Raw genomic sequence first — 25,656 nt, 5'->3', positions numbered from 1 at the left:
ACAGATCATGACCGTTGCGATTGTCTTTCTTCCTCTGCTGGGAGCCATCCTCGCCGGGCTGTTCGGCCGGTTTCTCGGGCGGCGCGGATCGCAGATCCTCACCTGCCTGCTGCTTGCGGTGTCCGCCCTCCTCAGCATTCCGCTGCTCTACAAGGTCGGCTTCGGCTCCGGCCCGTTCACCGTGGTGCTGCTCGACTGGATTCACGTCGGCACCTTCAACGTCTCCTGGGCGCTCAAGGTGGATACGCTGACCGCGGTGATGCTGTTCACCGTGACGATGATCTCGGCGCTGGTGCACATCTATTCCATCGGCTACATGAGCCACGACCCCTCGGTGCCGCGCTTCATGTCGTACCTGTCGCTGTTCACCTTCTTCATGCTGATGCTGGTGACCGCCGACAACCTGGTGCAGATGTTCTTCGGCTGGGAGGGCGTGGGCCTCTCCTCCTATCTCCTGATCGGCTTCTGGAGCGACCGGCCCTCGGCCAACGCCGCGGCGATCAAGGCGTTCGTCGTCAACCGCGTCGGCGACTTCGGCTTCATGCTCGGCATCGCCGGGATCTACCTCTCCTTCGATTCCGCCCACCTCGACACCATCTTCGCCGCCGCGCCGGCGATGGCGGGGCAGAGCCTGCACCTCTTCGGCATGGATCTGCCGCTGATCACCACGCTGTGCCTGCTGCTCTTCCTCGGCGCGATGGGCAAATCGGCGCAGATCGGCTTGCACACCTGGCTGCCGGATGCGATGGAAGGCCCGACCCCGGTCTCCGCGCTGATCCATGCCGCCACCATGGTGACGGCGGGCGTGTTCATGGTGGCGCGGATGTCGCCGCTGTTCGAACTGAGCGAGGCGGCGCTTTCCACGGTGGCCTTCATCGGCGCGACCACCGCGATCTTCGCCGCCACCGTCGCCTGCACGCAGAACGACATCAAGAAGGTGATCGCGTATTCCACCTGCTCGCAGTTGGGCTACATGTTCTTCGCCCTCGGCGTCGGGGCGTATCCGGCGGCGATCTTCCATCTGATGACCCATGCCTTCTTCAAGGCGATGCTCTTCCTCGGCGCGGGCTCGGTGATCCACGCGATGTCCGACGAGCAGGACATGCGGCGCATGGGCGGCATCTGGAAGAACATCAAGGTCACCTACGCGATCATGTGGATCGGCTCCCTGTCGCTCGCCGGTCTGCCGGTGTTCGCCGGGTACTATTCCAAGGACATGATCCTCGAGGCCGCCTGGGGCGCGCACTCGGCGATCGGGCAGTATGCCTTCTGGATGGGCGCGGCCGCCGCGCTGCTCACCGCCTTCTACTCCTGGCGGCTGCTGTTCATGACCTTCCACGGCGCGCCGCGCGCCGACGAGAAGGTGATGGCGCACATCCACGAGTCGCCGCTGGTGATGCTGATCCCGCTCGGCCTGCTGGCGGTCGGCGCGGTGTTCGCGGGCATGGCGGGCTACGACGCCTTCGTCGGCGAGGACCGGATGCACTTCTGGAAGGCGGCGCTCGCGGTGGTCGGCCCCGATCCGATCGAGGCGGCGCATCACGTGGGCGAGGCGGTGAAGCTTCTGCCCGTGGTCATCGCGCTCGTCGGAATCGGCGTCGCCTATGCCTTCTACATGGCGCGGCCCGCCTGGCCGGGGCGTCTGGCAGCGATGCTGCCGGGGGTCTACCGGCTGCTGCTCAACAAATGGTACTTCGACGAAGCCTACGAGGCCCTGTTCATCCGGCCCGCCTTCGCGCTCGGCCGCATCCTGTGGAAGCAGGGCGACGTCGGCATCATCGACCGCCTGGGGCCGGATGGCGTGTCCTGGGCGGCGCGGCAGGTGGCGCGGCGCACGGCAAGGCTGCAGAGCGGCTACGTCTATCACTACGCGTTCGCCATGATCATCGGGCTGGCGGTGTTCGTGACGGCCTACGTCATCGGAATGGAAGGTTGAGGCGATGAACGAGTGGCCCCTTTTGAGCATCATCACCTTCCTGCCCTTGGTGGGGGTGGTCTTCATCCTGATGATCCGCGGCGACGAGGAGATCGTCACCCGCAACGCCCGTAACGTCGCGCTGCTCACCGCGGGGGCGACCTTCGTGATGTCGCTGTTCCTGTGGTTCGGCTTCGAGAACGGCACCGCGGAGTTCCAGTTCGCCGAACAGAACGACTGGCTGCCCGGCACCGGCATCTCCTACCACATGGGCGTGGACGGGCTTTCCGTGCTGTTCGTGCTGCTGTCCACCTTCCTCACCCCGATCTGCATCCTGGCGAGCTGGGAGTCGATCAAGACGCGGGTGAAGGAATACATGATCGCCTTCCTGATCCTCGAAACGATGATGGTCGGGATGTTCTGCGCGCTCGATTTCGTGCTGTTCTACGTGTTCTTCGAGGGCGTGCTGGTGCCGATGTTCATTCTCATCGGCGTCTGGGGCGGCTCGCGGCGCGTCTATGCGGCGTTCAAGTTCTTCCTCTACACCCTGGCCGGTTCGGTGCTGATGCTGGTGGCGCTTCTCGCCATGTTCATGGATGCGGGCACCACCGACATTCCGGCGCTCCTCGCCCACCACTTCGCGCCGGGGCTGCAGATGTGGCTGTTCCTCGCCATGCTCGCCTCCTTCGCGGTCAAGGTGCCGATGTGGCCGGTCCACACCTGGCTGCCGGATGCGCACGTGGAGGCGCCGACCGCGGGCTCGGTGATCCTGGCGGGCGTGCTGCTGAAAATGGGCGCCTACGGCTTCGTGCGCTTTTCGGTGCCGATGCTGCCGCAGGCGGCCGCCGAGTTCACGCCGCTGATCTACGGCCTCTCGGTGGTGGCGGTGATCTACACTTCGCTGGTCGCCCTGGTGCAGGAGGACATGAAGAAGCTGATCGCGTATTCCTCGGTCGCGCACATGGGCTTCGTCACCATCGGCATCTTCACCATGACCACCCAGGGCGTCACCGGCGCGCTCTACCAGATGCTCTCCCACGGCATCGTCGCGGGCGCGCTGTTCCTCTGCGTCGGGGTGGTCTACGACCGCCTGCATACCCGCGAGATCGCGCGCTACGGCGGCCTGTTGCACCGCATGCCGAAGTACGCGCTGGTATTCATGCTGTTCATGATGGCCTCGGTCGGCCTGCCCGGCACCTCGGGCTTCGTCGGCGAGCTTCTGGTCATCCTCGGCGCGTTCCAGGTCAACACTCCGGTCGCCGCGCTGATGTCCACCGGCCTGGTGCTCGGGGCGTGCTACATGCTCTACCTCTACCGCCGCATCATCTTCGGCAAGCTGGAGAAGGAAGACCTCAAGGCGCTGCCCGACATGAGCGGGCGCGAGGTCCTGATGTTCGCGCCGCTCGTCGTCGTGGTGCTGTGGATGGGAATCTATCCCATGCCGTTCCTGGACATGATGTCGGCATCCGTCGATAACCTGATCGCCAATTTCGAGACCGCGCGCGCCGCCGCCGAGACCGCGCCGGCGCTCCTGGCGCTGAACTGAGGGCGAGGAGAGGATGATGAGTGAACTTCCGAACCTGATCCCGGCTCTCCCCGAGATATTCCTCGCCTTGGCGGGCATGGCGCTCCTGATGCTCGGCGTGTTCCGCAAACGCGACGCGACGCGGCAGGTCGGCCATCTGGCGCTTGCGGCCTTCGCCGCCGCCGCGGTGCTGGCGCTGACGTTCGGCGGGCCGCGCCAGGTCACCTTCAACGGCCTGTTCATCACCGACGCGTTCGCGGTGTTCGCCAAGCTGATGGTGTTCGGCGCTTCGGCGGCGACGCTCATCCTCGCGCTCAAGTGGATGGAGCAGGAGAACGCGGCGCGCTTCGAGTTTCCGGTTCTGGTGGTGTTCGCGGTGCTCGGCATGTGCGCGATGATCAGCGCCAACGACTTCCTCTCCCTCTACATGGGACTGGAAACCCAAAGCCTGGCGCTCTACCTGATCGCCGCCTATCAGCGCGACGCCACGCGCTCCACCGAGGCGGGACTGAAGTATTTCGTCTTGGGCGCGCTCGCCTCCGGCCTCTTCCTCTACGGCGCGTCGCTGATCTACGGCTTCACCGGCACCACCAACTTCGACTCCCTGGCGCAGGGGTTCGAAGGGGCGGAGACGGTCTCCCCCGGCGTCGTCGTCGGCCTGGTGTTCATCATCTGCGCGCTCGCCTTCAAGGTCTCGGCGGTGCCGTTCCACATGTGGACGCCCGACGTCTACGAGGGCGCGCCGACCCCGGTCACCGCGTTCTTCTCGGTGGCGCCCAAGGTGGCGGCGCTCGCCCTGTTCCTGCGGGTGATGTCCGCGCCGTTCGGCGACCTCCTGGCGCAGTGGCAGCAGGTGATCGTGGCGATCTCGGTGGCCTCGATGATGCTCGGCGGCTTCGCCGCGATCGTCCAGACCAACATCAAGCGCCTGATGGCCTACAGCTCCATCGGCCACGTCGGCTATGCCCTGGTCGGCCTCGCGGTGGGCAGCGCCGAGGGCATCGGCGGGGTGCTGGTCTACATGACCATCTACCTGTTCATGAACGTCGGCACCTTCGCGGTGATCCTCTCGATGCGCGCCAACGGCCGCCTGGTGGAAGGGATCAACGACCTCTCCGGCCTGTCGAAAAACCGCCCGGTGATGGCGGCGGCGCTGGCGGTGATGATGTTCTCCATGGCGGGGATTCCGCCGTTCGCCGGCTTCTTCGGGAAGTTCTTCATCTTCAAGGCGGCGGTGGATGCGGGGCTGATCCCGCTCGCGGTGGTCGGCGTGCTGACCAGCGTGGTGGCGGCGTTCTACTACCTGCGCATCGTCAAGATCATCTACTTCGACGAGGCGGGCGACCAGTTCGAGCCGATGACCGCGCAGGCGCGGCTGGTGCTGGGCATCGCCAGCGTGTTCGTCGCGGTGTTCTTCCTCTTCCCGCTGCCGCAGATCGTGCTTGCGGCGGACACCGCGGCCAAGGCGCTGTTCGGGGGCTGAGGTGGAGAACAGCCACACCGTGGCGCTGCCCGCGGGCTGGCGGCTCTTCCGCCGCGGCACGGTGGGCAGCACCAATCGCGAAGCGCGCCTGCTTGCCGATGCGGGCGAGCCGGAAGGCGCGGTGGTCTGGGCCGACGCGCAGACCGAGGGCCGCGGCCGCCAGGACCGGGTGTGGGAAAGCGGCGGCGGCAATCTTCTGTTTTCGCTGATCGTGCGGCCGGAGTGCGGCCTGGCCGAGGCCGGGCAACTGAGTTTCCTCACCGCGGTGGCGCTTGCCGAGGCGGTCGCCGAGGTGGCGCCCGCGGTGCCGGTGACGTGCAAATGGCCGAACGACCTTCTCGGCGCGCACGGCAAGATCTCCGGCATCCTGCTGGAAGGCTGCCTGCCGAAGGGCGCTCTGCCGCCCGCGGTGGTGGTCGGCGTCGGCGTCAACATCGCCTGGCAGCCGGGCGAAGGGACGCTCTATCCCGCGTCCTCGCTCGCCCGCGAGGGGGCGGAGGTCTCCCGCGAGGCGGTTCTGGCCGCGTTTCTCGCGCGGTTTTCCGCCTGGCTTGCGCATTGGCGGGCGGAGGGGTTCGCCCCGCTGCGCGCCGCCTGGCTCGCCCGCGCGCGCGGCGTGGGACAGGCGATCACGGTGCGCCTGCCGGGAGAAACCGTCAAAGGCGTGTTCGAAAACCTGGACGGCGACGGCGGTCTGGTGCTATCCGGGCTGCCGGAGGGCGAGCGCGTGATCCACGCCGGGGACGTTTTCTTCGGCTGAGCCAGGGTCCGCGCCGCACAAAAGGGGCGGGAGCGACACCGAAATGATCCTGACGATCGATTCCGGCAACACCAATATCGTGTTCGCGGTCTACGACGGCGGACGCCTGCGGGCGAGTTGGCGCGCCGCCAACGACACCCGCAAGACCCCAGACGAGTTCGGCATCTGGCTGGCGCAGCTGATGGGGCTGGAAGGGCTGAAGCGCGAGGACGTCACGGGGGCGATCATCGCCTCGGTGGTGCCGGGCATCGTCTATTCGCTGAAGAGCCTGTGCCTGCGCTATTTCCAGGTGGAGCCTCTGGTGGTGGGCGAGGCCAACGTCGATGTCGGCATCCGCCTGCTTCTGGAAAGCCCGGAAGAGGCGGGCGCCGACCGCATCGTCAACGCGGTGGCGGCGTACCAGACCTATGGCGGCTCGCTGATCGTGCTCGACTTCGGCACCGCCACCACCTTCGACGTGGTGACGGCGGAGGGCGCCTACGCGGGCGGCTGCATCGCGCCCGGCATCAACCTGTCGCTGGAGGCGCTGCACATGGCGGCGGCCAAGCTGCCGCGCGTCGCCATCGAGCCGCCGCAGAAGGTGATCTGCACCTCCACCGTTTCGGCGATCAAGTCCGGGGTGTTCTGGGGCTATGTGGGCCTGATCGAAGGCCTGGTGGCGCGCATCCGGGAGGAATACGGCGCGCCGATGACGGTGATCGCCACCGGCGGCCTGGCGCCGCTGTTCCACCGCCACACTCCGGTGATCCAGCATCTCGACCCCGACCTCACGTTGCGCGGCCTGGAAATGATCTATCGCCGCAACGCGGGGAAGACGGCATGACCTGGGCGACCCACGATCCGGAAGAAGGACTGGTTCTCGTGCCGCTCGGCGGCGTCGGCGAAATCGGGATGAATCTCTATGCCTACGGCTGCGACGGCCAGTGGCTGGTGGTGGACTGCGGCATCTCCTTCCACGACGACGCGACGCCGGGCGTCGATGTCCTGATGGCCGACCCCAGCTTCCTCGCCGAGCGCAAGGAGTCGGTGTGCGGCCTGGTGCTCACCCACGCGCACGAGGACCACATCGGCGCGGTGGGGCACCTCTGGCCGTCGCTGGACTGCCCGATCTACGCCACGCCGTTCACCCTGGCGATGCTGGACGGCAAGCTCAAGGAGGCGGAGCTGGACCCGCCGGTGGTGACCGTGCCGGTGGGCGGCTCCTGCACCTGCGGGCCGTTCGACATCCGCTTCGTCGCGCTCACCCATTCCATCCCCGAGCCGAGCGCGCTCCTGATCAAGACTCCCTACGGCGACGTGGTGCACTCCGGCGACTGGAAGCTCGATCCGGACCCGCTGCTCGGCCACGCGGTGGCGGAAGAGACGCTGGGCGCCATCGGCGACGCCGGGGTGCTGGCGGTGGTGGGGGATTCCACCAACGCGCAGGTGGAAGGGCATTCCGGCTCCGAGGCGGACGTGCGCATCGCGTTGACGCGCGAGATCGCCAAGTGCAAGGGCCGCGTCGCGGTTGGCTGCTTCGCCAGCAACGCGGCGCGGGTGGAAAGCATCGCCAAGGCGGCGCGCGCCGCGGGGCGCGACGTCTGCCTGCTCGGACGCTCGCTGCACCGCGTGGTGGAGGCGTGCGAGACGATCGGCCAGCCGCTGGATATCGGCCCCCTGGTTGCGGAAGCCGACGCGGGCTACATCCCCGACGACCGTATCCTGTTCATCGCCACCGGCTCGCAGGGGGAGCCGCGCGCCGCGCTGGCGCGCATCTCGGGGGCCACCCACCCCAACGTCAGGCTGGGGGAGGGGGACACGGTGATCTTTTCCTCCCGCGTCATTCCGGGCAACGAACGCGCGGTTCTCGACGTTCAGAATCGCCTCGCCGGGATCGGAGTCGAGGTGGTGACGGTGCGGGATTTCCCGGACATTCACGTTTCCGGTCATCCGGCGCGGGAAGAACTGGAAACCTTCTACCGCCTCTTGCGGCCGCAGGCTCTGGTCACCGTGCACGGCGAGAATCTCCACATGGAGGCGCATGCCCGCCTCGCCCAAAGCTTGGGGATTCAGAAGGTTATCGTTCCGTTCGACGGGGTGGTGGTGCGCCTTGCCCCGGGCGAGCCGGGAAAGGTTGGAACCGTTCCAAGCGGCCGTCTAGCTTTAGACGGCAACAGACTCCTCGACCGCAACTCGGAAATACTTCGCAACCGGCGGCGCATCATGTATAACGGCTGCGCCGTTGTGACGATTGCGGTGGATGACAAGGGGGTTATGTTGTCGCCACCGCGCATAACGGCTCCAGGGTTGCTAGAGGCAGGGGACGTCGCCGCCGACAAGGCGTCGAACGCTGCCGTCGAAGCGGTTTCTGCGTTGCCCGCGAGGGGGCGCCGTTCCGACGAAACGCTTCAGGAAGCTGTCAGGCGGGCCGTCCGCCGTGTCCTGTTCGTCGAGACGGGGAAGAAGCCTGTCACCTATGTGCAGGTTCTGAGGGTATAACACTTCAAGTTTCGCAGGAGAGTGAAAATGAAACTCAGGTTGAACCACGTGGCGATCGCCGTGCCGGATCTGGACGCCTCCGCCGCGATGTATCGCGATGTGCTCGGCGCCGACGTGTCCGGTCAGATGGACTTGGCGGAGCATGGCGTGAGCGTTGTGTTCGTGCAGTTGCCGAACACCAAGATCGAGCTGATCCACCCCTTCGGTGAGAAGTCCACGATCGCGGCCTTCCTCGAGAAGAACCCGAACGGCGGCATCCACCACATCTGCCTCGAGACCGACGACGTCGTGGCCGCCGCTGCCGAAATGCAGAAGGCCGGCAAGCGCGTCCTCGGCCCGCCGAAGATCGGCGCCCACGACCACCCGGTGATTTTCCTTCACCCGAAGGATTTCAACGGCGCTCTGGTCGAGCTCGAAGAGGTCAAGGACTGAACGCGAAGCCATCCGAGCCGGGGGGCGTGGCTCCCCCGGCCAACTGGTATTGCGACATCGCACCCGGTCATCCCTGGCACGGGCCGTATCACGATTGTGAATACGGCTTTCCCGTCGCCGATGACCGGGTTCTTTTTGAGCGCCTGAGTCTGGAGATCTTCCAGGCGGGACTCTCGTGGCTGACCGTGCTGAAGAAGCGCGAAGCCTTCAAAGCCGCCTTCGCCGGTTTCGACATCGCCGCCGTCGCCGCCTTCGGGCCGGAAGACCGCGCCCGCCTGCTGGCGGATGTGGGGATCATCCGCAACCGCCTGAAGATCGACGCGGTGATCGCCAACGCGCAGACCGTCCTCGACATCGCGAGCGAGTCGGGGTCTTTCGCCGCATGGATCGCGGCGCATCACCCGCTGGACCTGCCCGGCTGGGTGAAACTGTTCAAGTCCCGCTTCCGCTTCGTCGGCGGCGAGATCGTCAACGAATTCCTGATGAGTATCGGCTATTTGCCCGGCGCGCACGCACCGGAGTGCCCGGTGTTTGCGGAGATCGCGCGGCTTTCGCCGCCGTGGATGGCCGCGGACAAAAAAAACCGGCAGGATCGGTGACAGATCCTGCCGGGAAGTTGAACTTGGCGTAATCAAGAGAAACGCCGGACCCACGATGTGCGGCGGCCGTCCTCCTCAAACTTGGGCTGAAAGAGAGTGTGCCGGATTTTTTTATGGGTTTCAACAACAATGATGAACGAATTTCAGTTGCCGGGTTATTTTGATTCATCGTTAAGGAGGCGTGCATGCAATTCAACCCAGCGTTTGCCGTGCTCATCGGTCTTGTCCTCGCCGCCGCGCCCGCCGCGGACGCGCAGACGGACGATGCCTGCGCCCGCGCGGTGAAGGCGCAAAGCACCGGCGGCGCGGACTACAAGCCGGGGGTGGACGTCTACGGCCGCCCGGTGGCTCCGGCGGACGCGCAGCCCACCCTGCGCATCGAACCTCCTCAAGTGATCGAGTTTCCGGTGACGCTCGATGTGGCGAAGCGCCTGGGCTTCGACGCGCGCGGCCCCTACGAGGCCAAGACCACGGTGGCCAACGTGCGAATCGACAACGGCCGGGTCACGGTGAACGGCCAGGTGGTCCACACCGATAACGAGGCGGATCTCATCGCCGCCTGCCGCGCGGCGAGGCGCTGAGCCGATGTGGATGACGCGTCTTCGCCTCGGCAGCGGCATCGTCCTCTTCGTCTATGTCCTCGGGCATTACCTCAATCATGCCCTGGGGATCGTCTCGGTCGATCTCTCGGTCGCGGCGCAGGCGATCTTCACCGCGCCGTGGAAGACCGTTCCCGGTTTGATTCTGCTCATCGGCTCGGGGCTCACCCACATGGGCCTCGCCATGGTCGCCCTGGCGCGGCGGCGCACCCTGCGGATGTCGGCGATGGAGGTCACCCAGTACCTCGCGGGCCTGGCGATCCCGGTGATCATGGCGGAACACGTCAGCATCGGCCTGATCGGCAGCCTGGTGGACGGCACCAGCGTCAACTTCTTCGACATGGACCTGATCCACTGGGTGATCTTCCCCTCCAAGGCCTACACCACCATCGGCGCGATCTTCGTGGTGTGGCTGCACGCCTGCATCGGCATTCACTTCAACCTCAAGCTCAAGCCGTGGTACCCGCGCACTGCGCCGTTCCTCCTCGTCGCCGCGGTGCTGATTCCGGTGCTTTCGGTGGCCGGGCACGTGGCGGGCGGCATGGCCGCCGCGGCCCGCGTGCAGGATGTGGAAGAGGCGCGCATGGCGCTGGCCGAGGCGGGGATCAGCCCCGAGGTCTGGGGGTGGATCGTGGCGCGCGGGCGCTGGCTCTCGGCCTCGGTCGGCGCGGTGATCGCCACGGTGCTGCTCTACCGCATGGCGCGCCAGGCGATGCTGCGCGGCGGGCCGATGCTGCGCCTCGCCGGAAGCGGCGGGCGAAGCCTGCCGGTGGACCCCGGCGCCACGGTGCTGGAGGTGCTGCGCGACCATGGCGTGCCGCACGCCTCGGTGTGCGGCGGGCGCGGGCGCTGCACCACCTGCCGGGTCAAGGTGGTGGATGGTGCGGAGTCCCTGCCGGAGCCGCACCCGGGCGAGGCCGCCGCCCTGCACCGCATCGAGGCGGAGGCGGGGGTGCGGCTGGCCTGCCAGCTGCGCCCGCACGCGAACCTCGCGGTGTTGCCGCTGCTGCCGCCCGGCGTCACCGCGCGCCAGGGTCGGCAGAAGGCGCACCTCGCCGGGCGCGAGCAGACGGTGGCCTGCCTGTTCATCGACCTGCGCGGCTCCACCCGCCTCGGCGAGAGCCGCCTGCCTTACGACGTGCTGTTCATCCTCAACCAGTTCTTCACCGAGATGGAAGCGGCGCTCACCGCGCATCGCGGCCACTACGCCACCTTCACCGGCGACGGCCTGATGGCGCTGTTCGGGCTTGCGGGCGGCGAGGAAGCGGCCTGTGCCGACGCCTGGGGCTGCGGCTGCGACATGCTCGGCCGGGTGGCGCGGCTGAACCAAGCCCTGGCGGAGGAATTGCCGTTCCCGCTGCGCATCGGCGTCGGCATCCACTTCGGCGTCGCCATCGTCGGCGATATCGGGCCGCCTGCGGTGCGCCACGTCTCGGCGATCGGCGACACCATCAACACCACGGCGCGGCTGGAGAGCATGACCAAGGACCTCGGCGTGCCGATGGTGATCTCCGCCGCGGCGGCGGAGCGCGCCGGGCTGGCCCCGCCGCCGGAAACCCGGCGCGAGGTGGAGGTGCGTGGCCGCGTCGGCACGCTTGCGGTGCACGCCCTCTCCGAGGAATCCATTGCGGCCTTGCGCGGCGCGGAGGCCACGCCCTGAGTCTTTCCCCGAACAACCGTTGCAAAGCCTTTCCGGACCCGCTATCCCCTTGGGGCAAACCCGTCAATTGCCGAGTGGTCGTGACATGCGTCTTTCCGCCTATTTCCTGCCCGTCCTCAAGGAGACTCCCAGCGAGGCGCAGATCGTTTCCCACCGTCTGATGCTGCGCGCCGGGATGATCCGGCAGGCGAGCGCCGGCATCTATTCCTGGCTGCCGATGGGGCTTCGGGTGCTGCGCAAGATCGAGGCGATCGTCCGCGAGGAGCAGGACCGCGTGGGCGCGCAGGAGCTTCTGATGCCGACCGTCCAGTCGGCGGAGCTGTGGCGGCAGAGCGGGCGCTACGACGCCTATGGGCCGGAGATGCTGCGCATCCGCGACCGCCACGAGCGCGAGATGCTCTACGGTCCGACCAACGAGGAACAGATCACCGAGATCTTCCGCGACCTCGCCAAGAGCTACCGCGACGTGCCGCGCATGCTCTACCACATCCAGTGGAAGTTCCGCGACGAGGTCCGCCCGCGCTTCGGCGTGATGCGCGGCCGCGAATTCCTGATGAAGGACGCCTATTCCTTCGATCTGACGCCGGAGGCGGCGCGGGTGTCCTACTACAAGATGTTCGTCGCCTACCTGCGCACCTTCGCCCGCATGGGCCTGAAGGCGATCCCGATGCAGGCCGAGACCGGGCCGATCGGCGGCGATCTTTCCCACGAATTCATCATTCTGGCGGAAACCGGCGAAAGCCGGGTGTTCTGCCACAAGGCCTTCCTGGAGAAGGACCCCCTGGCGCAGGAACCGGACTACGAGGCCGACCTGGAACCGGTGTTCAAGGATTGGACCAGCCATTACGCCGCCACCGAGGACGTGCACGACCCGGCGAAGGCCGCCGAACTGGGCGACGACCTGATCACCGCGCGCGGCATCGAGGTGGGGCAGGTGTTCTATTTCGGCACCAAGTATTCCAAGCCGATGAACGCCACCGTGGCGGGGCCGGACGGCCAGCCGATTCTCCTGGAAATGGGCTCCTACGGCGTCGGCGTCTCCCGCCTCGCCGGTGCGATCATCGAGGCCTGCCACGACGACGCCGGGATCATCTGGCCGGAGAGCGTGGCCCCGTTCAAGGTCGGCCTGGTCAACCTCAAGAGCGGCGACGCGGACACCGATGCGATGTGCGAAAAGCTCTACGGCGAACTCGCTGCGGCGGGCGTCGAGGCGCTCTACGACGACCGCGACGAGCGCGCGGGTTCGAAATTCGCCACCATGGACCTCTTGGGTCTGCCCTATCAGCTCGTCGTCGGCCCGAAAGGGTTGAAGGACGGCGTCGTCGAGATCAAGGCGCGCGCCACCGGCGCACGTGATACGCTGTCGCCCGAGGCCGCCATCGCGCGGCTCACCGCCTGAGCAGGAGTTCGTTCGTGTTCGGTCCCTTCGAGCGCATGGTCGCCTTCCGGTACCTGCGGGCGCGCCGCAAGGAAGGCTTCGTGTCGGTGATCGCCGGGTTTTCGTTTGCCGGGATCATGCTGGGGGTGGCCACCCTGATCATCGTGATGTCGGTGATGAACGGCTTCCGCGCCGAGCTTCTCGGCCGCATCCTCGGGGTCAACGGCCACCTCGCGGTCTATGCCCTGGCGGGGCAGGGGATCGCCGGATACGACGAGATGGCGCGCAACATCCGCGGGATTCCGGGCGTCACCTACGCCATGCCGGTGGTGGAGGGGCAGGTGATGGCCTCGGCCAACGGCGTCAACCTCGGCGCCCTGGTGCACGGCATCGCGCCGGGCGACCTGCGCGCCCGGCCGATCTTCGCCGACAACATCACGGAAGGCGACCTGCGCTCCTTCGGCGGCGCCGATGCGGCGGTGATCGGCGAGCGCATGGCGCGCAAGATGGGGCTTTCCGTCGGCGACCGCATCACCCTGATCTCGCCCAAGGGGCAGGCCACGGTGTTCGGCTCGGTGCCGCGGGTGCGCGCCTACACCGTGGTGGCGATGTTCAAGGTCGGCATGTCGGAATACGACTCCACCTACGTGTTCATCCCGATGGACGCGGGGCAGCTGTTCTTCGCCATGCCGGGCCTGGCCTCGCAGATCGACATCGGCCTCGCCGATGCCGACGATACCGGCCGCGTCGGCCGCGATGTCAACCGGATGATCGGCCAGTCGCTTTCGGTCTACGACTGGCGGCACGCCAATTCGTCGTTCTTCAACGCGGTGCAGGTGGAACGCAACGTGATGTTCCTCATCCTCACCCTGATCATCCTGGTCGCGGCGTTCAACATCGTCTCCGGCCTGATCATGCTGGTGAAGGACAAGGGCCGCGACATCGCGATCATGCGCACCATGGGGGCGACGCGGGGCGCGGTGCTGCGCATCTTCCTGATGGCCGGGGCCTCCATCGGCGTCGTCGGCACCGCCGCCGGAGTGGCGCTCGGGCTGACCTTCTGCGCCAACATCGAGCACATCCGCCGTTTCATCGAAACCTTGAGCGGCGCGGACCTGTTCAACGCGGAAATCTATTTCCTTTCCAAGCTGCCCGCCGTGGTGGACCCGGGGGAGGTGGTCTCCGTGGTGCTGATGGCGCTGTTCCTGTCGCTCGCCGCCACGATCTATCCGGCATGGCGCGCGGCACGCCTCGATCCGGTGGAGGCGCTGCGCTATGAGTGAGCGGACCCTCATTCTTTCCGCCGTCTGCCGCCGCTTCGTGCAGGGGGATGCCGCGCTCGAAGTGCTCTCCGGCGCGAACCTTACGGTGCGGGCGGGGGAGATCGTCGCCCTGGTCGGGCCGTCGGGTTCCGGCAAGTCCACGCTGTTGCAGATCGCGGGCCTGCTCGAACGCCCGGACGAGGGCGAGGTGAGCATCTGCGGCCGCGCCTGCGGCTCGTTGGGAGATACGGAGCGCACCCGCCTGCGCCGCGAGTCCCTGGGCTTCGTCTATCAGCACCACCACCTGCTGCCGGAGTTTTCGGCGCTGGAGAACGTGGTGCTGCCGCAGATGATCGCGCGGCAGAACCGCGGCGCGGCGATCAGCCGCGCCTGCGCCCTGTTGGACCGCCTGGGCCTCGCGGCGCGGCGCGGCCACCGCCCGGGGCAGCTTTCCGGCGGCGAGCAGCAGCGCGTCGCGATCGCCCGCGCGCTCGCCAACGAGCCGATGCTGCTGCTCGCCGACGAGCCCACCGGCAACCTCGACCCCGCCACCGCCGATGCGGTGTTCGCCGAACTGCTGGACCTGGTGCGCGCGCACGGCCTCGCCGCGCTGATCGCCACCCACAACCCCGACCTCGCGGCGCGCATGGACCGCCGCGTCGCCCTGCGCTCCGGCGTTCTGGTCGAAGTGTAGAGGGGCGGGGGATGACGGCCGGGTTCATCCACCTGCGCGTCCACACCGCCTATTCCCTGGCGACCGGCGCGATCAAGATGAAGGAGCTGATCGCCATGGCCGCCGCGGGCGGCTTTCCGGCGGTCGCCGTCACCGACCTCGGCAACATGTTCGGCGTGGCGGAGTTCTCCTCCTACGGCGCGGACGCGGGCCTGCAGCCGATCGTCGGCACGGTGCTCAACCTCACGCCGGTGCGGCCGCGGGTGGACCCGAAAACCGGGCGCGACGCCCGTTTCGACGACCCGGACCGGGTTCTCCTCCTGGTGCAGAACGAGGAGGGCTACGCCAACCTGCTGAAGCTGGTCAGCCATTCCTACCGCGATGCCGACGGCTCGGTGCCGCCGCAGGTGGATTTCGCCTTTCTGGCGGAGCACGCCGCGGGCCTCATCCTCTTCACCGGCATGACCGACGGCGCGGTGGGGCGGGCGCTTCTCGCCGGAAACGCGGCGGAGGCCGCCGCCTCTCTCGCCGCGCTCGCCGCCGCCTTTCCGGGGCGGACATATGTGGAGGTGCAGCGCCACGGCCTGCCCGACGAGGAGCGCATCGAGGCCGCGCTGGTGGACCTGGCCTATGCCCGGGACCTGCCGCTGGTGGCGACCAACGACGTCTATTTCGGCCCGCGCGAAATGTTCGAGGCGCACGATGCGCTGATCTGCATCAGCGACGGCGTGACGCTGAATCAGCCGGACCGCCGCCGCTTCACCGCGGAGCACGGCTTCAAATCCGCCGCGGAGATGCGCGAACTCTTCGCCGACCTGCCGGAGGCGTGCGACAACACCCTGGTCGTCGCCCGGCGCTGCGCCTTCCGCGTGCCGCAGCGCAAGCCCCTGCTGCCCGCATTCACCGACAACGGCGCCTCGGAGGAGGATATCCTCCGCGAGAAGGCGAAAATCGGCCTGGATAAACGTCTTGAGGTGCATGTCTTCACACCGGAGATGAACCAGGGGCAACGCGAGGAGGCGGCGAAGCCCTACCGCGAGCGCCTGGACTACGAACTCGGCGTGATCGTGCAGATGGGGTTTCCCGGCTACTTCCTCATCGTTGCCGACTTCATCCAGTGGTCCAAGGCGAAGGGCATTCCGGTGGGACCGGGGCGCGGCTCCGGCGCGGGCTCGGTGGTCGCCTGGGCGCTCACCATCACCGACCTCGACCCCCTGCGTTTCAACCTGCTGTTCGAGCGGTTCCTCAACCCCGAACGCATCTCCATGCCCGACTTCGACATCGACTTCTGCCAGGACCGCCGGGAAGAGACGATCCGATACGTGCAGGAGCGCTACGGGCGGGAGAAGGTGGCGCAGATCATCACCTTCGGCAAGCTCCAGGCGCGCGCGGTGCTGCGCGACGTCGGCCGCGTGCTCGGCATGCCCTACGGCCAGACCGACAAGATCTGCAAGCTGGTGCCCAACAACCCGGCCAAGCCGGTGACCCTGGGCGAAGCCATCGCGGGCGAGCCGAAACTCCGGGAGATGCGGAATTCCGACTCCCAGGTGCGGCAGCTCTTCGATATCGGCCTGAAGCTGGAAGGGCTCTACCGCAACGCCTCCACCCATGCGGCGGGCGTGGTGATCGGCGACCGCCCGCTCGACGAACTGGTGCCGCTCTACCGCGACCCGCGCTCCGACATGCCGGTGACGCAGTTCAACATGGCCTGGGTGGAGAGCACCGGCCTGATCAAGTTCGACTTCCTCGGCCTGAAGACGCTCACCGTGCTCGCCACCGCGGTGAAGCACCTGGAGAAGAAGGGGGTGCGCCTGAGCCTGGAGGCGCTGCCGCTGGACGACCGGCCGAGCTACGAAATGCTGACCCGCGGCGACACCGCCGGGGTGTTCCAGCTGGAAAGCCAGGGCATGCGCGACGTGCTGCGCAAGCTGCGCCCCGACACCCTGGAGGACATCATCGCGGTGGTGGCGCTCTACCGCCCCGGCCCGATGAGCAACATCCCGAGCTACATCAACCGCAAGCACGGCGACGAGCCGGTGGAATACATGCACCCGAGCCTGGAGGCGGTGCTGAAGGAAACCTACGGCATCATCATCTACCAGGAACAGGTGATGCAGATCGCCCAGGTGCTGGCGGGCTACACCCTCGGCGGCGCGGACCTGTTGCGCCGCGCCATGGGCAAGAAGAAGCAGTCGGAGATGGACAAGCAGCGCCAGACCTTCCTGGAAGGCGCGGCGGCCAAGGGGGTGAACGCCACCCAGGCGGCGCACATCTTCGAGCACGTGGACAAGTTCGCGGGGTACGGCTTCAACAAGTCGCACGCCGCGGCCTATGCCCTGGTGGCGTACCAGACGGCGTATCTCAAGGCGAACCACCCGGTGGAGTTCCTCGCCGCGACGATGACGCTCGACCTCCACAACACCGACAAGCTGGCGCACTTCAAGCAGGAACTGGACCGCCTGAAGATCAAGGTGCTGCCGCCGGACGTCAACGCCTCGGGCGCAGAGTTCACCGTGGAATACGATGCGGAGGGCAGGGGCGCGGTGCGCTATGCCCTGGCGGCGCTGAAGAACGTCGGCGAGGCGGCGATGCAGGCCCTGGTGGCGGCGCGTGAGGCGGGCGGCCGGTTCAACAGCCTGATGGACTTCGCCGAGCGGGTGGAGCCGCAGGTGCTCAACCGCCGCTCCCTGGAGAACCTGGTGCGCGCAGGAGCGTTCGACAGCCTGGAGCCGAACCGCAGCCGCATCCTCGAAAATCTCGACATCCTCATCAAGTACGCCCAGGCGGCGGCGGAGGAACGCACCTCCAATCAGGTGAGCATGTTCGGCGGCGGCGGGGTGGCGGTGCCGCCGCCGAAGCTCGCGCCCTGCGAGGACTGGCCGCCGATGGAGCGCCTGAACCAGGAGTTCGGCGCGGTGGGCTTCTACCTCTCGGCGCATCCGCTGGATGCCTACGCCTCGCTGATGGAGCGCCTCGGCGTGGTGCACGCCGCCGACCTCGCCGCCTCGGTGCGCAGCGGCGGGGTTTCGCGGGTGAAGATGGCGGGGATCGTCGTGGCGATGCGCGAACGCATCGGCAAGACCGGCAAGCGCTATGCCTTCGCCGAATTCTCCGACGCCACCGGCTCGTTCGAGGTGACGCTGTTCTCCGAGGTGCTGGGGGCCGCCCGCGAGCTGCTGGAGGCCAACCAGCCGCTCCTGATGACCGTGGAGGTGCGGGCCGAGGACGACCAGCTACGCCTCACCGCGCAGGAGGTCTCCTCGCTCGACCGCGCCGCGGCGCGCGCGGTGAAGGGCCTGTGCATCGTCATCGAAGACGCCGCGCCGCTGGCGCAGCTGCGCCGCATCCTCGCCGAGGCGCCCGCCGGGCGGCACCAGATCCGCCTCACCGCGCGGCTGCCCGACCGCGAGGTGGACCTGGCCCTGGCGGAAGGCCGCACCCTCGGGCCGCAGACCCTGGCGGCGCTGCGCAACCTTGCGGGAATCGTTTCCCTGCAAGAGCTGTAATCACAACAGGCTTGCCATTCCGCCCGGAAACGGGTATGACGCGCCCATCACTCACGCGGGCCTCGCGGGCGTGCTTATGCACGGTCGCTCCGGTGAAGGGAGACCTTCTCTCGGCCTGCGGACGTTTCAACCGGAAAAGCGAGGATATCATGGCGCTTCCGAATTTCTCGATGAGCCAGCTGATTCAGGCCGGCGTGCACTTCGGCCACAACACCCGCCGCTGGAACCCGAAGATGGCTCCGTTCCTCTTCGGCGTGCGCGACAACATCCACATCATCGACCTGCAGCAGTCGGTGCCGATGCTCTACCGCGCGATGCAGGCGGTGCAGCAGGTGGTCGCCGGCGGCGGCCGCGTCCTCTTCGTCGGCACCAAGCGCCAGGCGCAGGAGCCGATCGCCGATGCGGCGCGGCGCTGCGGCCAGTACTACGTCAACCACCGCTGGCTCGGCGGCATGCTGACCAACTGGAAGACGGTTTCCCAGTCGATCCGCCGTCTGCGCGAGATCGATCAGCGCATCGCCAACGGCGAGCTCCAGGGCCTGACCAAGCGCGAGCAGCTCAACCTCAACCGCGAGCGCGACAAGCTGGAACGCGCCCTCGGCGGCATCAAGGAAATGGGCGGCCTGCCGGACATCCTGTTCGTCATCGACACGATCAAGGAAAGCCTGGCGGTGCAGGAAGCCAAGAAGCTGGGCATCCCGGTGGTGGCGATCTGCGACAGCAATTCCGATCCGGACGACATCGACTTCCCGGTGCCGGGCAATGACGATGCGATCCGCGCGATCAACACCTACTGCGAACTGGTCAGCGGCGCGGTGCTGGACGGCATCCAGGCGGAGCTCACCGCAGACGGAGTCGATATCGGCGAGGCCGCGGATATCGTGATCGAGGAGGTCGCCGCGGTGGCGGAAGCTCCCGCCGCCGTGGAAGCTCCGGCCGAAGGCGAAGCCCTGCACTGAGGCTTCGAAGCTTTACGTCCTTGGCCGCGGCGCCCCTTCGGGGGCTGCCCGGCCTTGGACTTTTTACGTGTCCACCGCGTTTATCTATCCATCGTTAAGCAATCAAGGGATCGAGAATCATGGCCGCGATTACCGCCGCTCTCGTCAAGGAACTGCGTGAGAAGTCTGGCGCCGGAATGATGGACTGCAAGAAGGCCCTCACCGAAACCGACGGCGACATCGAAGCCGCCGTGGACTGGCTGCGCAAGAAGGGCCTTGCCGCCGCCGCCAAGAAGGCCGGCCGCGTCGCCGCCGAAGGCCTGATCGGCGTCGCCGCCGCGGGCGCCAAGGCCGCGGTGGTGGAGGTCAACTCCGAAACCGACTTCGTCGCGCGCAACGAGATCTTCCAGGCCTACGTCGCCAAGGCGGCGAACTTCGCGCTGGACGCCGAGGGCTGCGTCGATACCCTGGCCGCCATGCCCTATGGCGAGGCCAACCGCACCGTCGCCGAACAGCTGACCGAGATGGTCGGCACCATCGGCGAGAACATGCGCCTGCGCCGCACCGCGTGCCTCGCGGTGGAGAAGGGCGTGGTCGCCTCCTACGTGCATGCGCAGGTGGTGCCGGGTCTCGGCAAGATCGGCGTGCTGGTCGCCCTTGAGTCGATCGGCGACGCCGACGCGCTGGAAGCGCTCGGCAAGCAGATCGCCATGCACGTCGCCGCGGCGAATCCGCTGTTCCTCGACGTTTCCTCGGTGGATGGCGCGTCGCTGGCGCGCGAGCGCGACGTGCTTTCCGAGCAGGCCCGCGCCTCCGGCAAGCCGGAGGAGATCATCTCCAAGATGGTCGATGGCCGCATCCGCAAGTACTACGAGGAGACCGTGCTGCTGGAGCAGATCTTCGTGGTCGATGGCGAGACCAAGATCGCCAAGGTGCTGGCCAACGCCGAGAAGCAGATCGGCGCCCCGGTGAAGCTCACCGGCTTCGTCCGCATGTGCCTGGGCGAAGGCATCGAGAAGGAAGAATCCGACTTCGCGGCGGAAGTCGCGGCGGCGGTCAAGGGCGCCTGAGGCGTCCGCTTCCCATCGCATCGAGGGGGCCTTGCGGCCCCCTTTTTTCAGCCGCTTATCGGTTCATCCTCATGCCGCCGGGGGTGGATTCTCGTAAGACAGGCGGTCATAATCGTGTATCATCGCGCCGGGACGCCAATATCCCGTCGCGGCGTTCCGTATGTGTGTGTTCGGGGGGTGTCATGACCGCGCAGCCGAGTTTTCGCCGTATCCTGCTGAAGTTGTCGGGCGAGGGCCTGATGGGCCAGCAGGAGTACGGGTTGGACGAACGCGTCGTCGAGCGTCTGGCCAAGGAAATCAAGGTGGCGCACGACGCCGGCCTGGAAATCTGCCTGGTGATCGGCGGCGGCAACATCTTCCGCGGCGTCACCGGGGCGACGCGCGGCATGGACCGCGCCACCGCCGACCACATGGGCATGCTCGCCACGGTGATCAACGCGCTTGCGGTGCAGGATGCGCTGGAGCGCGTCGGCATTCCCTGCCGCGTGCAGTCGGCGATTCCGATGTCGGCGGTGTGCGAGCCCTACATCCGCCGCCGCGCCGTCCGCCACATGGAAAAGGGCCGCGTGGTGATTTTCGCCGCGGGCACCGGCAACCCGTTCTTCACCACCGACACCGCCGCCGCCCTGCGCGCCGCGGAGATGAACTGCGACGTGCTGATGAAGGCGACGCAGGTGGACGGCGTCTATTCCGACGATCCCAAGACCAATCCCGACGCGGTGCGCTACGACCGGCTGACCTTCACCGAGGTGCTGGTCAAGGGCCTGAACGTCATGGACGCTTCGGCGATCGCGCTGGCGCGGGAAAACAACATTCCGATCCTGGTCTTCTCCCTGCATGCGGAGCGCTCTCTCGGGCGCGTGCTGGAAGGGGAGAAGGGCATTTGTACGATCATCACGAGGGAGGACTGAGGCCATGTCCGCGGATGCGTTTGATTTCGACGAACTGATGCTCGACATCGAAAGCCGCATGGAGATGGCCGTGGACGCCTTGAAGAAGGAGTTCGCGGGCCTGCGCACCGGGCGCGCCTCGGTGGGCCTTCTCGAGCCGATCCAGGCCGAGGTCTACGGCGCGCTCACCCCCTTGAAGCAGGTGGGCAGCATCGGCGTGCCGGAGCCGCGCATGCTCTCCGTCCAGGTGTGGGACAAGGGCGCGGTCAAGGCGGTGGAGAAGGCGATCCGCGATTCCGGCCTCGGCCTCAACCCGGTGGTGGACGGCCAGACGGTGCGCGTGCCGATTCCGCCCTTGACCGAGGAACGCCGCCGCGAGCTTTCGAAGATTGCGGGCAAGTATGCGGAACAGAGCCGCGTCTCGGTGCGCAATGCGCGGCGCGACGGCATGGAGGCGCTGAAGAAGGCGGAGAAGGACGGCGCCGTCTCGAAGGATGACCACCACCAGTTCAGCGAGGACATCCAGAAGATGACGGACAAGACCATCAAGCAGGTGGACGACATCTTCACCGCCAAAGAACAGGAAATCATGCAGGTTTGATGGTGGACAGGTCGGAGGCGCAAACCGCGCGCGCGCAGAACGGCTTGCCGCCGGTGCCGCGCCACGTCGCGATCATCATGGACGGCAACGGGCGCTGGGCGAAGGCCCGGCACCTGCCGCGCGCGGCCGGCCACCGCAAGGGAGTGGAGGCGGTGCGCGAAGTGGTGCGCGTCGCGGGCGAGATCGGCGTTTCCTATCTCACCCTGTTCGGTTTCTCCTCGGAGAACTGGAAGCGCCCGGAAACCGAGGTGCGCGACCTCATGGGGCTGTTGCGGCTCTACCTGCGCCGCGAGGCGCGCGAACTGCACGGGCAGGGGGTGCGCCTGCGGGTGATCGGCGACCGCGCGCGGCTTGCCGCCGACATCCGGGAGCAACTGGCCGAGGTGGAGGCGCTGACCGCCGCCAACACCGCGCTGACCCTGGTGATCGCGCTCAGCTACGGCGGCCGCGCCGAGATCGTCGAGGCGGCGCGCCGCCTGGCGGCGGAAGTGCGGGACGGCGCCCTGGCGCCGGAGGCGATCGACGAGGCGGCCTTTTCGGCGCGGCTGTTCGCGCCCGACATTCCCGACCCGGATCTTCTGATCCGCACCAGCGGCGAGCAGCGCATCAGCAATTTCCTGCTGTGGCAGCTGGCCTATACCGAGTTCGTGTTCGTCGAGACTCTGTGGCCGGACTTCGACCGGGCGGCCCTGCTGGCGGCGCTGGGGGAATACGGCCGGCGGGAAAGGCGATATGGTGCGATCACCGCCTGAAACCGCAAAGACGGGCGGATTGCCGGTCCGGATTCTGTCCTCGCTTCTGATGATTCCGGCGATGCTGGCGGCGATCTATGCGGGCGCGCCGGTGTTCGACGCGGTGATCGTCGCGGTGGCGGCGGCGTTGATCTGGGAGTGGCAGGGCCTGCTTGCGCCGCGCGCCGGGCCGATGCGCGGCGCGGCGATCGCCGGAACCGTGGCGGCGGTGGCCGCCGCAACCGCCCTCGGCTGGGAATACGGATTCGCCTGCGCCGTTGCGACCGCCGCGGCGGTGGGGATTCTGGCGCGGCGGCGCGGCAGGGCCGATCTCGCGCTTTTGTGCTTCGGGCCGTTCTATGTGGCGGTGCCGTGCCTCGCGGTGCTCGCCCTGCGCCATGGCTACGGCTTTTCGGTCACCGCGGCGCTGTTCGCCATGGTCTGGGCCACCGACATCGGGGCCTATGCCTTCGGGCGCGGCATCGGCGGGCCGAAGCTTGCGCCGCGGATCAGCCCCAACAAGACCTGGGCGGGGCTCGTCGGCGGCATGGCCTGTTCCGCCGCGGCAGGCGCGGTTTTGGCCGTTTTCGGCGTGTTCCCCGGCGCGGGGGCGGCGCTTCCGGCGCTCTTCGGCGCGGCGCTCGCGGTGGTGGCGCAGGCGGGCGACCTGTTCGAATCGGCAGTGAAGCGGCGCGTCGGGGCAAAGGATTCGAGCCGCCTGATCCCCGGTCACGGCGGCCTCTTGGACCGCGTGGACGGCGTGATGACGGCGGCTCCGGCCGCCTTGTGGGTGTTCGGAATGATGCGCGACATGGGAGCGATGGGATGACGGCGGAACCCAGGCGGGTTTCGGTGCTGGGCGCGACCGGGTCCATCGGCTCGAGCGCGCTCGACCTTCTGGCGCGCGCGCCCGAGGCGTTCGCCGTCGAGGCGCTGACCGCGCACAGCCGCGTCGATGCCCTGGCCGCCGCGGCGAAGCGCATCCGGCCCGCGGTGGCGGTGATCGGCCGGGCGGACCTCTATGCGCCGCTCAAGGAGGCGCTCGCGGGCACCGGCATCGCCGCGGCGGCGGGCAAGGAGGCGCTGATCGAGGCGGCCTCCCGCCCGGTGGACTGGGCGATCGGCGGCATCGTCGGCGCGGCGGGGCTGGAGCCGACGCTCGCGGCGGCGCGCCACGCCAAGGTTCTGGCGCTCGCCAACAAGGAATGCCTGGTCTGCGCCGGTGAGATCTTCAAGGCGGAGGTGGCGCGCTGCGGCACCGCCCTGATCCCGGTGGATTCCGAGCACAGCGCGATCTTCCAGGCGCTCGCCGGGGAGGCGGCGGCCTGCGTCGAGCGGATCATCCTCACCGCTTCGGGCGGGCCGTTTTCCATGCTGACCCGCGCCGAGATGGCCGATGTGTCGCCGCGCCAGGCGGTCAGGCACCCGAAATGGAGCATGGGCGCGAAAATCTCCGTGGATTCCGCGACGATGATGAACAAGGGGCTGGAGGTGATCGAGGCCTTCCACCTGTTCGCCACGCCGGAGGAGCGCATCGAGGTGGTGATCCACCCGCAGTCGGTGATCCACTCGATGGTGGAGTTCTGCGACGGCGCGGTGCTGGCGCAGATGGGCGCGCCCGACATGCGCACGCCGATCGCGGTGTCTCTGGCCTGGCCCGCGCGGATGAAAACGCCGGTGCGGCGGCTGGATTTCGCGACGCTGGGGGCGCTCACCTTCGCGCCGCCGGATACGGAGAAGTTTCCCTGCCTGGCTCTGGCCCGCCAGGCCTTGCGGAGCGGCGGGGCGTTCCCTACTCTCTTGAACGCGGCCAACGAGGTCGCGGTACAGGCCTTCCTGCGCCGGGAGATCGGTTTTCTGGATATTCCCGAAGTCGTCGAGGCGGTGCTGGGCGGTCCCGGCGTCGCGCCGCCGCGCACCCTGGAAGATGTCCTTGCCGTAGACGCGCTCGCGCGGCAGGCGGCGGTCCTGGCGATCCGGGGCCTGGGCCGAACCGCCGTCGCGCAGCGCGCCGTGAACAGGACAGGGAACATCTGATGGCGTACCAAGGCTTGGCCTTTCTCTTCGTGCTTTCCGGCGTGGTCTTCATCCACGAGCTCGGCCACTTCCTGGTGGCGCGCTGGTGCGGCGTGCGGGTTCTGGCGTTCTCCATCGGCTTCGGGCGGGAGCTGTTCGGCTTCAACGACCGGCGCGGCACGCGCTGGAAGTTCTGTCTGGTGCCGCTCGGCGGCTATGTCCGCATGCTGGGCGATGCGGACGAGACCAGCGGCAAGGCCGATCACAGCCAGATCGTCACCGAGGAGGACCGCCGCTGCGCCTTCCCGACGCAGCCGGTGGGCAAGCGCATCGCCATCGTCGCGGCGGGGCCGCTCGCCAACGTGATCTTTGCGATTCTCGTCTATGCCGCGGTGTTCATGACGGTGGGCCAGCCGACGACGGCGCCGACGGTGGGCCGCGTGCTGCCCGGCTCGGCGGCGGAAGCGGCGGGAATCCTGCCCGGCGACCGTTTCGTCGAGATCGACGGGCGGCGCATCACCCGCTTCGAGCAGGTGCGCGCGATGACGCAGCTCTCCATCGACCGTGCGATGCGGGTGCGGGTGGCGCGCACCGGCGGGGAGGTGACGCTTTCGGTCTCGCCCCGCATCGTCGAGCGGGCCGATCGCTTCGGCTCGGTGGAGCGCACGCCGATGATGGGCGTGCTTTCCAGCGGCGAGACGATTCTGTACCGCCATGGGCCGGTTTCCGCCCTGGTTTCGGCGACGCAGATGACCGGGGGCATGGTGCGCGACACCTTCGTCGCGATCTCCCAGATGGTGCGCGGCATGCGCGGTTCCGACGAGATCGGCGGGCCGATCCGCATCGCCGAGATATCGGCGGAAGCGGCGAAAGCGGGCCTGCTGCCGCTGATCACCATGATGGCGTTTCTCTCGGTGAACCTCGGCTTGATCAATATCTTGCCTATCCCCTTGCTAGACGGGGGGCATTTGCTGTTTTATGCGTTCGAGGCCGTACGCGGTCGTCCGCTGCCCGAGCGGGTGCAGGACATCGGTTTGAAAATCGGTGTCGGCCTGGTCGGGGCGCTGATGATCTTCGCGACCTGGAACGATGTTTCGCGGTACATTCACCGCTGGCTGTCGTGAACGGCGGCCAGGGGTG

General features: G+C 67.7%; 22 protein-coding genes. All 22 read left to right on the top strand.

The features are described from left to right. The first annotated feature begins 7 nt into the window (after nt 1–7). The 22 genes from nuoL to rseP all read left to right on the top strand — a co-directional run bounded on the left by nuoL (nt 8) and on the right by rseP (nt 25,640). A complete protein-coding gene (nuoL, locus tag O7R11_RS01270; protein ID WP_337995660.1) occupies nt 8–1,936 on the top strand; it encodes an NADH-quinone oxidoreductase subunit L in 1,929 nt (642 codons plus the stop codon). A gap of 4 nt (nt 1,937–1,940) precedes the next feature. Further along, the gene (locus O7R11_RS01265) at nt 1,941–3,461 is read left to right on the top strand and encodes an NADH-quinone oxidoreductase subunit M (RefSeq protein ID WP_337995659.1); all 1,521 of its coding nucleotides are present in this window, start codon (nt 1,941–1,943) and stop codon (nt 3,459–3,461) included. Between the two features lie 16 nt (nt 3,462–3,477). Further along, nucleotides 3,478–4,923 (top strand): NADH-quinone oxidoreductase subunit NuoN, encoded by a 1,446-nt coding sequence (gene nuoN, locus O7R11_RS01260; protein ID WP_337995658.1) that lies wholly within the window; start codon nt 3,478–3,480, stop codon nt 4,921–4,923. A 1-nt stretch (nt 4,924) separates the two neighbouring features. Next, a complete protein-coding gene (locus O7R11_RS01255; protein WP_337995657.1) occupies nt 4,925–5,683 on the top strand; it encodes a biotin--[acetyl-CoA-carboxylase] ligase in 759 nt (252 codons plus the stop codon). A 43-nt stretch (nt 5,684–5,726) separates the two neighbouring features. Continuing rightward, a complete protein-coding gene (locus O7R11_RS01250; protein ID WP_337995656.1) occupies nt 5,727–6,506 on the top strand; it encodes a type III pantothenate kinase in 780 nt (259 codons plus the stop codon). Then, nucleotides 6,503–8,161 (top strand): ribonuclease J, encoded by a 1,659-nt coding sequence (locus tag O7R11_RS01245; RefSeq protein ID WP_337995655.1) that lies wholly within the window; start codon nt 6,503–6,505, stop codon nt 8,159–8,161. The genes O7R11_RS01250 and O7R11_RS01245 overlap by 4 nt, the downstream gene beginning before the upstream one ends. 27 nt (nt 8,162–8,188) lie before the next feature. Next, on the top strand, nt 8,189–8,593 hold the full coding sequence (gene mce, locus O7R11_RS01240; protein WP_337995654.1) for a methylmalonyl-CoA epimerase: 405 nt from the start codon (nt 8,189–8,191) through the stop codon (nt 8,591–8,593). 26 nt (nt 8,594–8,619) lie between these two features. Continuing rightward, nucleotides 8,620–9,192 (top strand): DNA-3-methyladenine glycosylase I, encoded by a 573-nt coding sequence (locus tag O7R11_RS01235; protein ID WP_337995653.1) that lies wholly within the window; start codon nt 8,620–8,622, stop codon nt 9,190–9,192. Nucleotides 9,193–9,377: 185 nt separating this feature from the next. Beyond that, nucleotides 9,378–9,773 (top strand): hypothetical protein, encoded by a 396-nt coding sequence (locus O7R11_RS01230; protein WP_337995652.1) that lies wholly within the window; start codon nt 9,378–9,380, stop codon nt 9,771–9,773. A gap of 10 nt (nt 9,774–9,783) precedes the next feature. Beyond that, nucleotides 9,784–11,451 carry an adenylate/guanylate cyclase domain-containing protein gene (locus O7R11_RS01225; RefSeq protein WP_337995651.1) on the top strand — a complete coding sequence of 556 codons (1,668 nt, stop codon included), beginning with the start codon at nt 9,784–9,786 and terminating at the stop codon, nt 11,449–11,451. 85 nt (nt 11,452–11,536) lie between these two features. Next, on the top strand, nt 11,537–12,850 hold the full coding sequence (proS, locus tag O7R11_RS01220) for a proline--tRNA ligase (protein WP_337995650.1): 1,314 nt from the start codon (nt 11,537–11,539) through the stop codon (nt 12,848–12,850). 35 nt (nt 12,851–12,885) lie between these two features. Next, entirely contained in the window at nt 12,886–14,112 is a 1,227-nt protein-coding gene (locus O7R11_RS01215; RefSeq protein WP_420792965.1) for a lipoprotein-releasing ABC transporter permease subunit, read from the top strand. Beyond that, on the top strand, nt 14,105–14,785 hold the full coding sequence (locus tag O7R11_RS01210; RefSeq protein WP_337995648.1) for an ABC transporter ATP-binding protein: 681 nt from the start codon (nt 14,105–14,107) through the stop codon (nt 14,783–14,785). Before O7R11_RS01215 ends, O7R11_RS01210 begins: the two co-directional genes overlap by 8 nt. Before the next feature lie 11 nt (nt 14,786–14,796). Next, nucleotides 14,797–18,270 carry a DNA polymerase III subunit alpha gene (gene dnaE, locus O7R11_RS01205; protein WP_337995647.1) on the top strand — a complete coding sequence of 1,158 codons (3,474 nt, stop codon included), beginning with the start codon at nt 14,797–14,799 and terminating at the stop codon, nt 18,268–18,270. 149 nt (nt 18,271–18,419) lie between these two features. Then, entirely contained in the window at nt 18,420–19,229 is an 810-nt protein-coding gene (gene rpsB, locus O7R11_RS01200) for a 30S ribosomal protein S2 (RefSeq protein ID WP_337995646.1), read from the top strand. A 119-nt stretch (nt 19,230–19,348) separates the two neighbouring features. Then, on the top strand, nt 19,349–20,278 hold the full coding sequence (gene tsf / locus O7R11_RS01195) for a translation elongation factor Ts (protein WP_337995645.1): 930 nt from the start codon (nt 19,349–19,351) through the stop codon (nt 20,276–20,278). Nucleotides 20,279–20,460: 182 nt separating this feature from the next. Next, complete coding sequence (gene pyrH / locus O7R11_RS01190) at nt 20,461–21,189, top strand: UMP kinase (protein WP_337995644.1); 729 nt, start codon at nt 20,461–20,463, stop codon at nt 21,187–21,189. 4 nt (nt 21,190–21,193) lie between these two features. Next, a complete protein-coding gene (frr, locus tag O7R11_RS01185; RefSeq protein WP_337995643.1) occupies nt 21,194–21,769 on the top strand; it encodes a ribosome recycling factor in 576 nt (191 codons plus the stop codon). Next, nucleotides 21,769–22,521: an isoprenyl transferase gene (locus O7R11_RS01180; protein WP_337995642.1), complete on the top strand. Its 753-nt coding sequence runs from the start codon at nt 21,769–21,771 to the stop codon at nt 22,519–22,521. The genes frr and O7R11_RS01180 overlap by 1 nt, the downstream gene beginning before the upstream one ends. A 19-nt stretch (nt 22,522–22,540) precedes the next feature. Then, complete coding sequence (locus O7R11_RS01175; RefSeq protein WP_337995641.1) at nt 22,541–23,329, top strand: phosphatidate cytidylyltransferase; 789 nt, start codon at nt 22,541–22,543, stop codon at nt 23,327–23,329. Beyond that, nucleotides 23,326–24,537, top strand: coding sequence for a 1-deoxy-D-xylulose-5-phosphate reductoisomerase (locus tag O7R11_RS01170; RefSeq protein ID WP_337995640.1), 1,212 nt, complete (start codon nt 23,326–23,328; stop codon nt 24,535–24,537). The genes O7R11_RS01175 and O7R11_RS01170 overlap by 4 nt, the downstream gene beginning before the upstream one ends. Continuing rightward, entirely contained in the window at nt 24,537–25,640 is a 1,104-nt protein-coding gene (gene rseP, locus O7R11_RS01165) for an RIP metalloprotease RseP (RefSeq protein ID WP_337995639.1), read from the top strand. Before O7R11_RS01170 ends, rseP begins: the two co-directional genes overlap by 1 nt. Nucleotides 25,641–25,656: the final 16 nt, after the last annotated feature.

It is taken from the genome of Oleispirillum naphthae, from assembly GCA_027864655.1.
Lineage (GTDB): Bacteria > Pseudomonadota > Alphaproteobacteria > Rhodospirillales > Rhodospirillaceae > Oleispirillum > Oleispirillum naphthae.
This window is presented reverse-complemented; position numbering and strand designations above follow the sequence as displayed.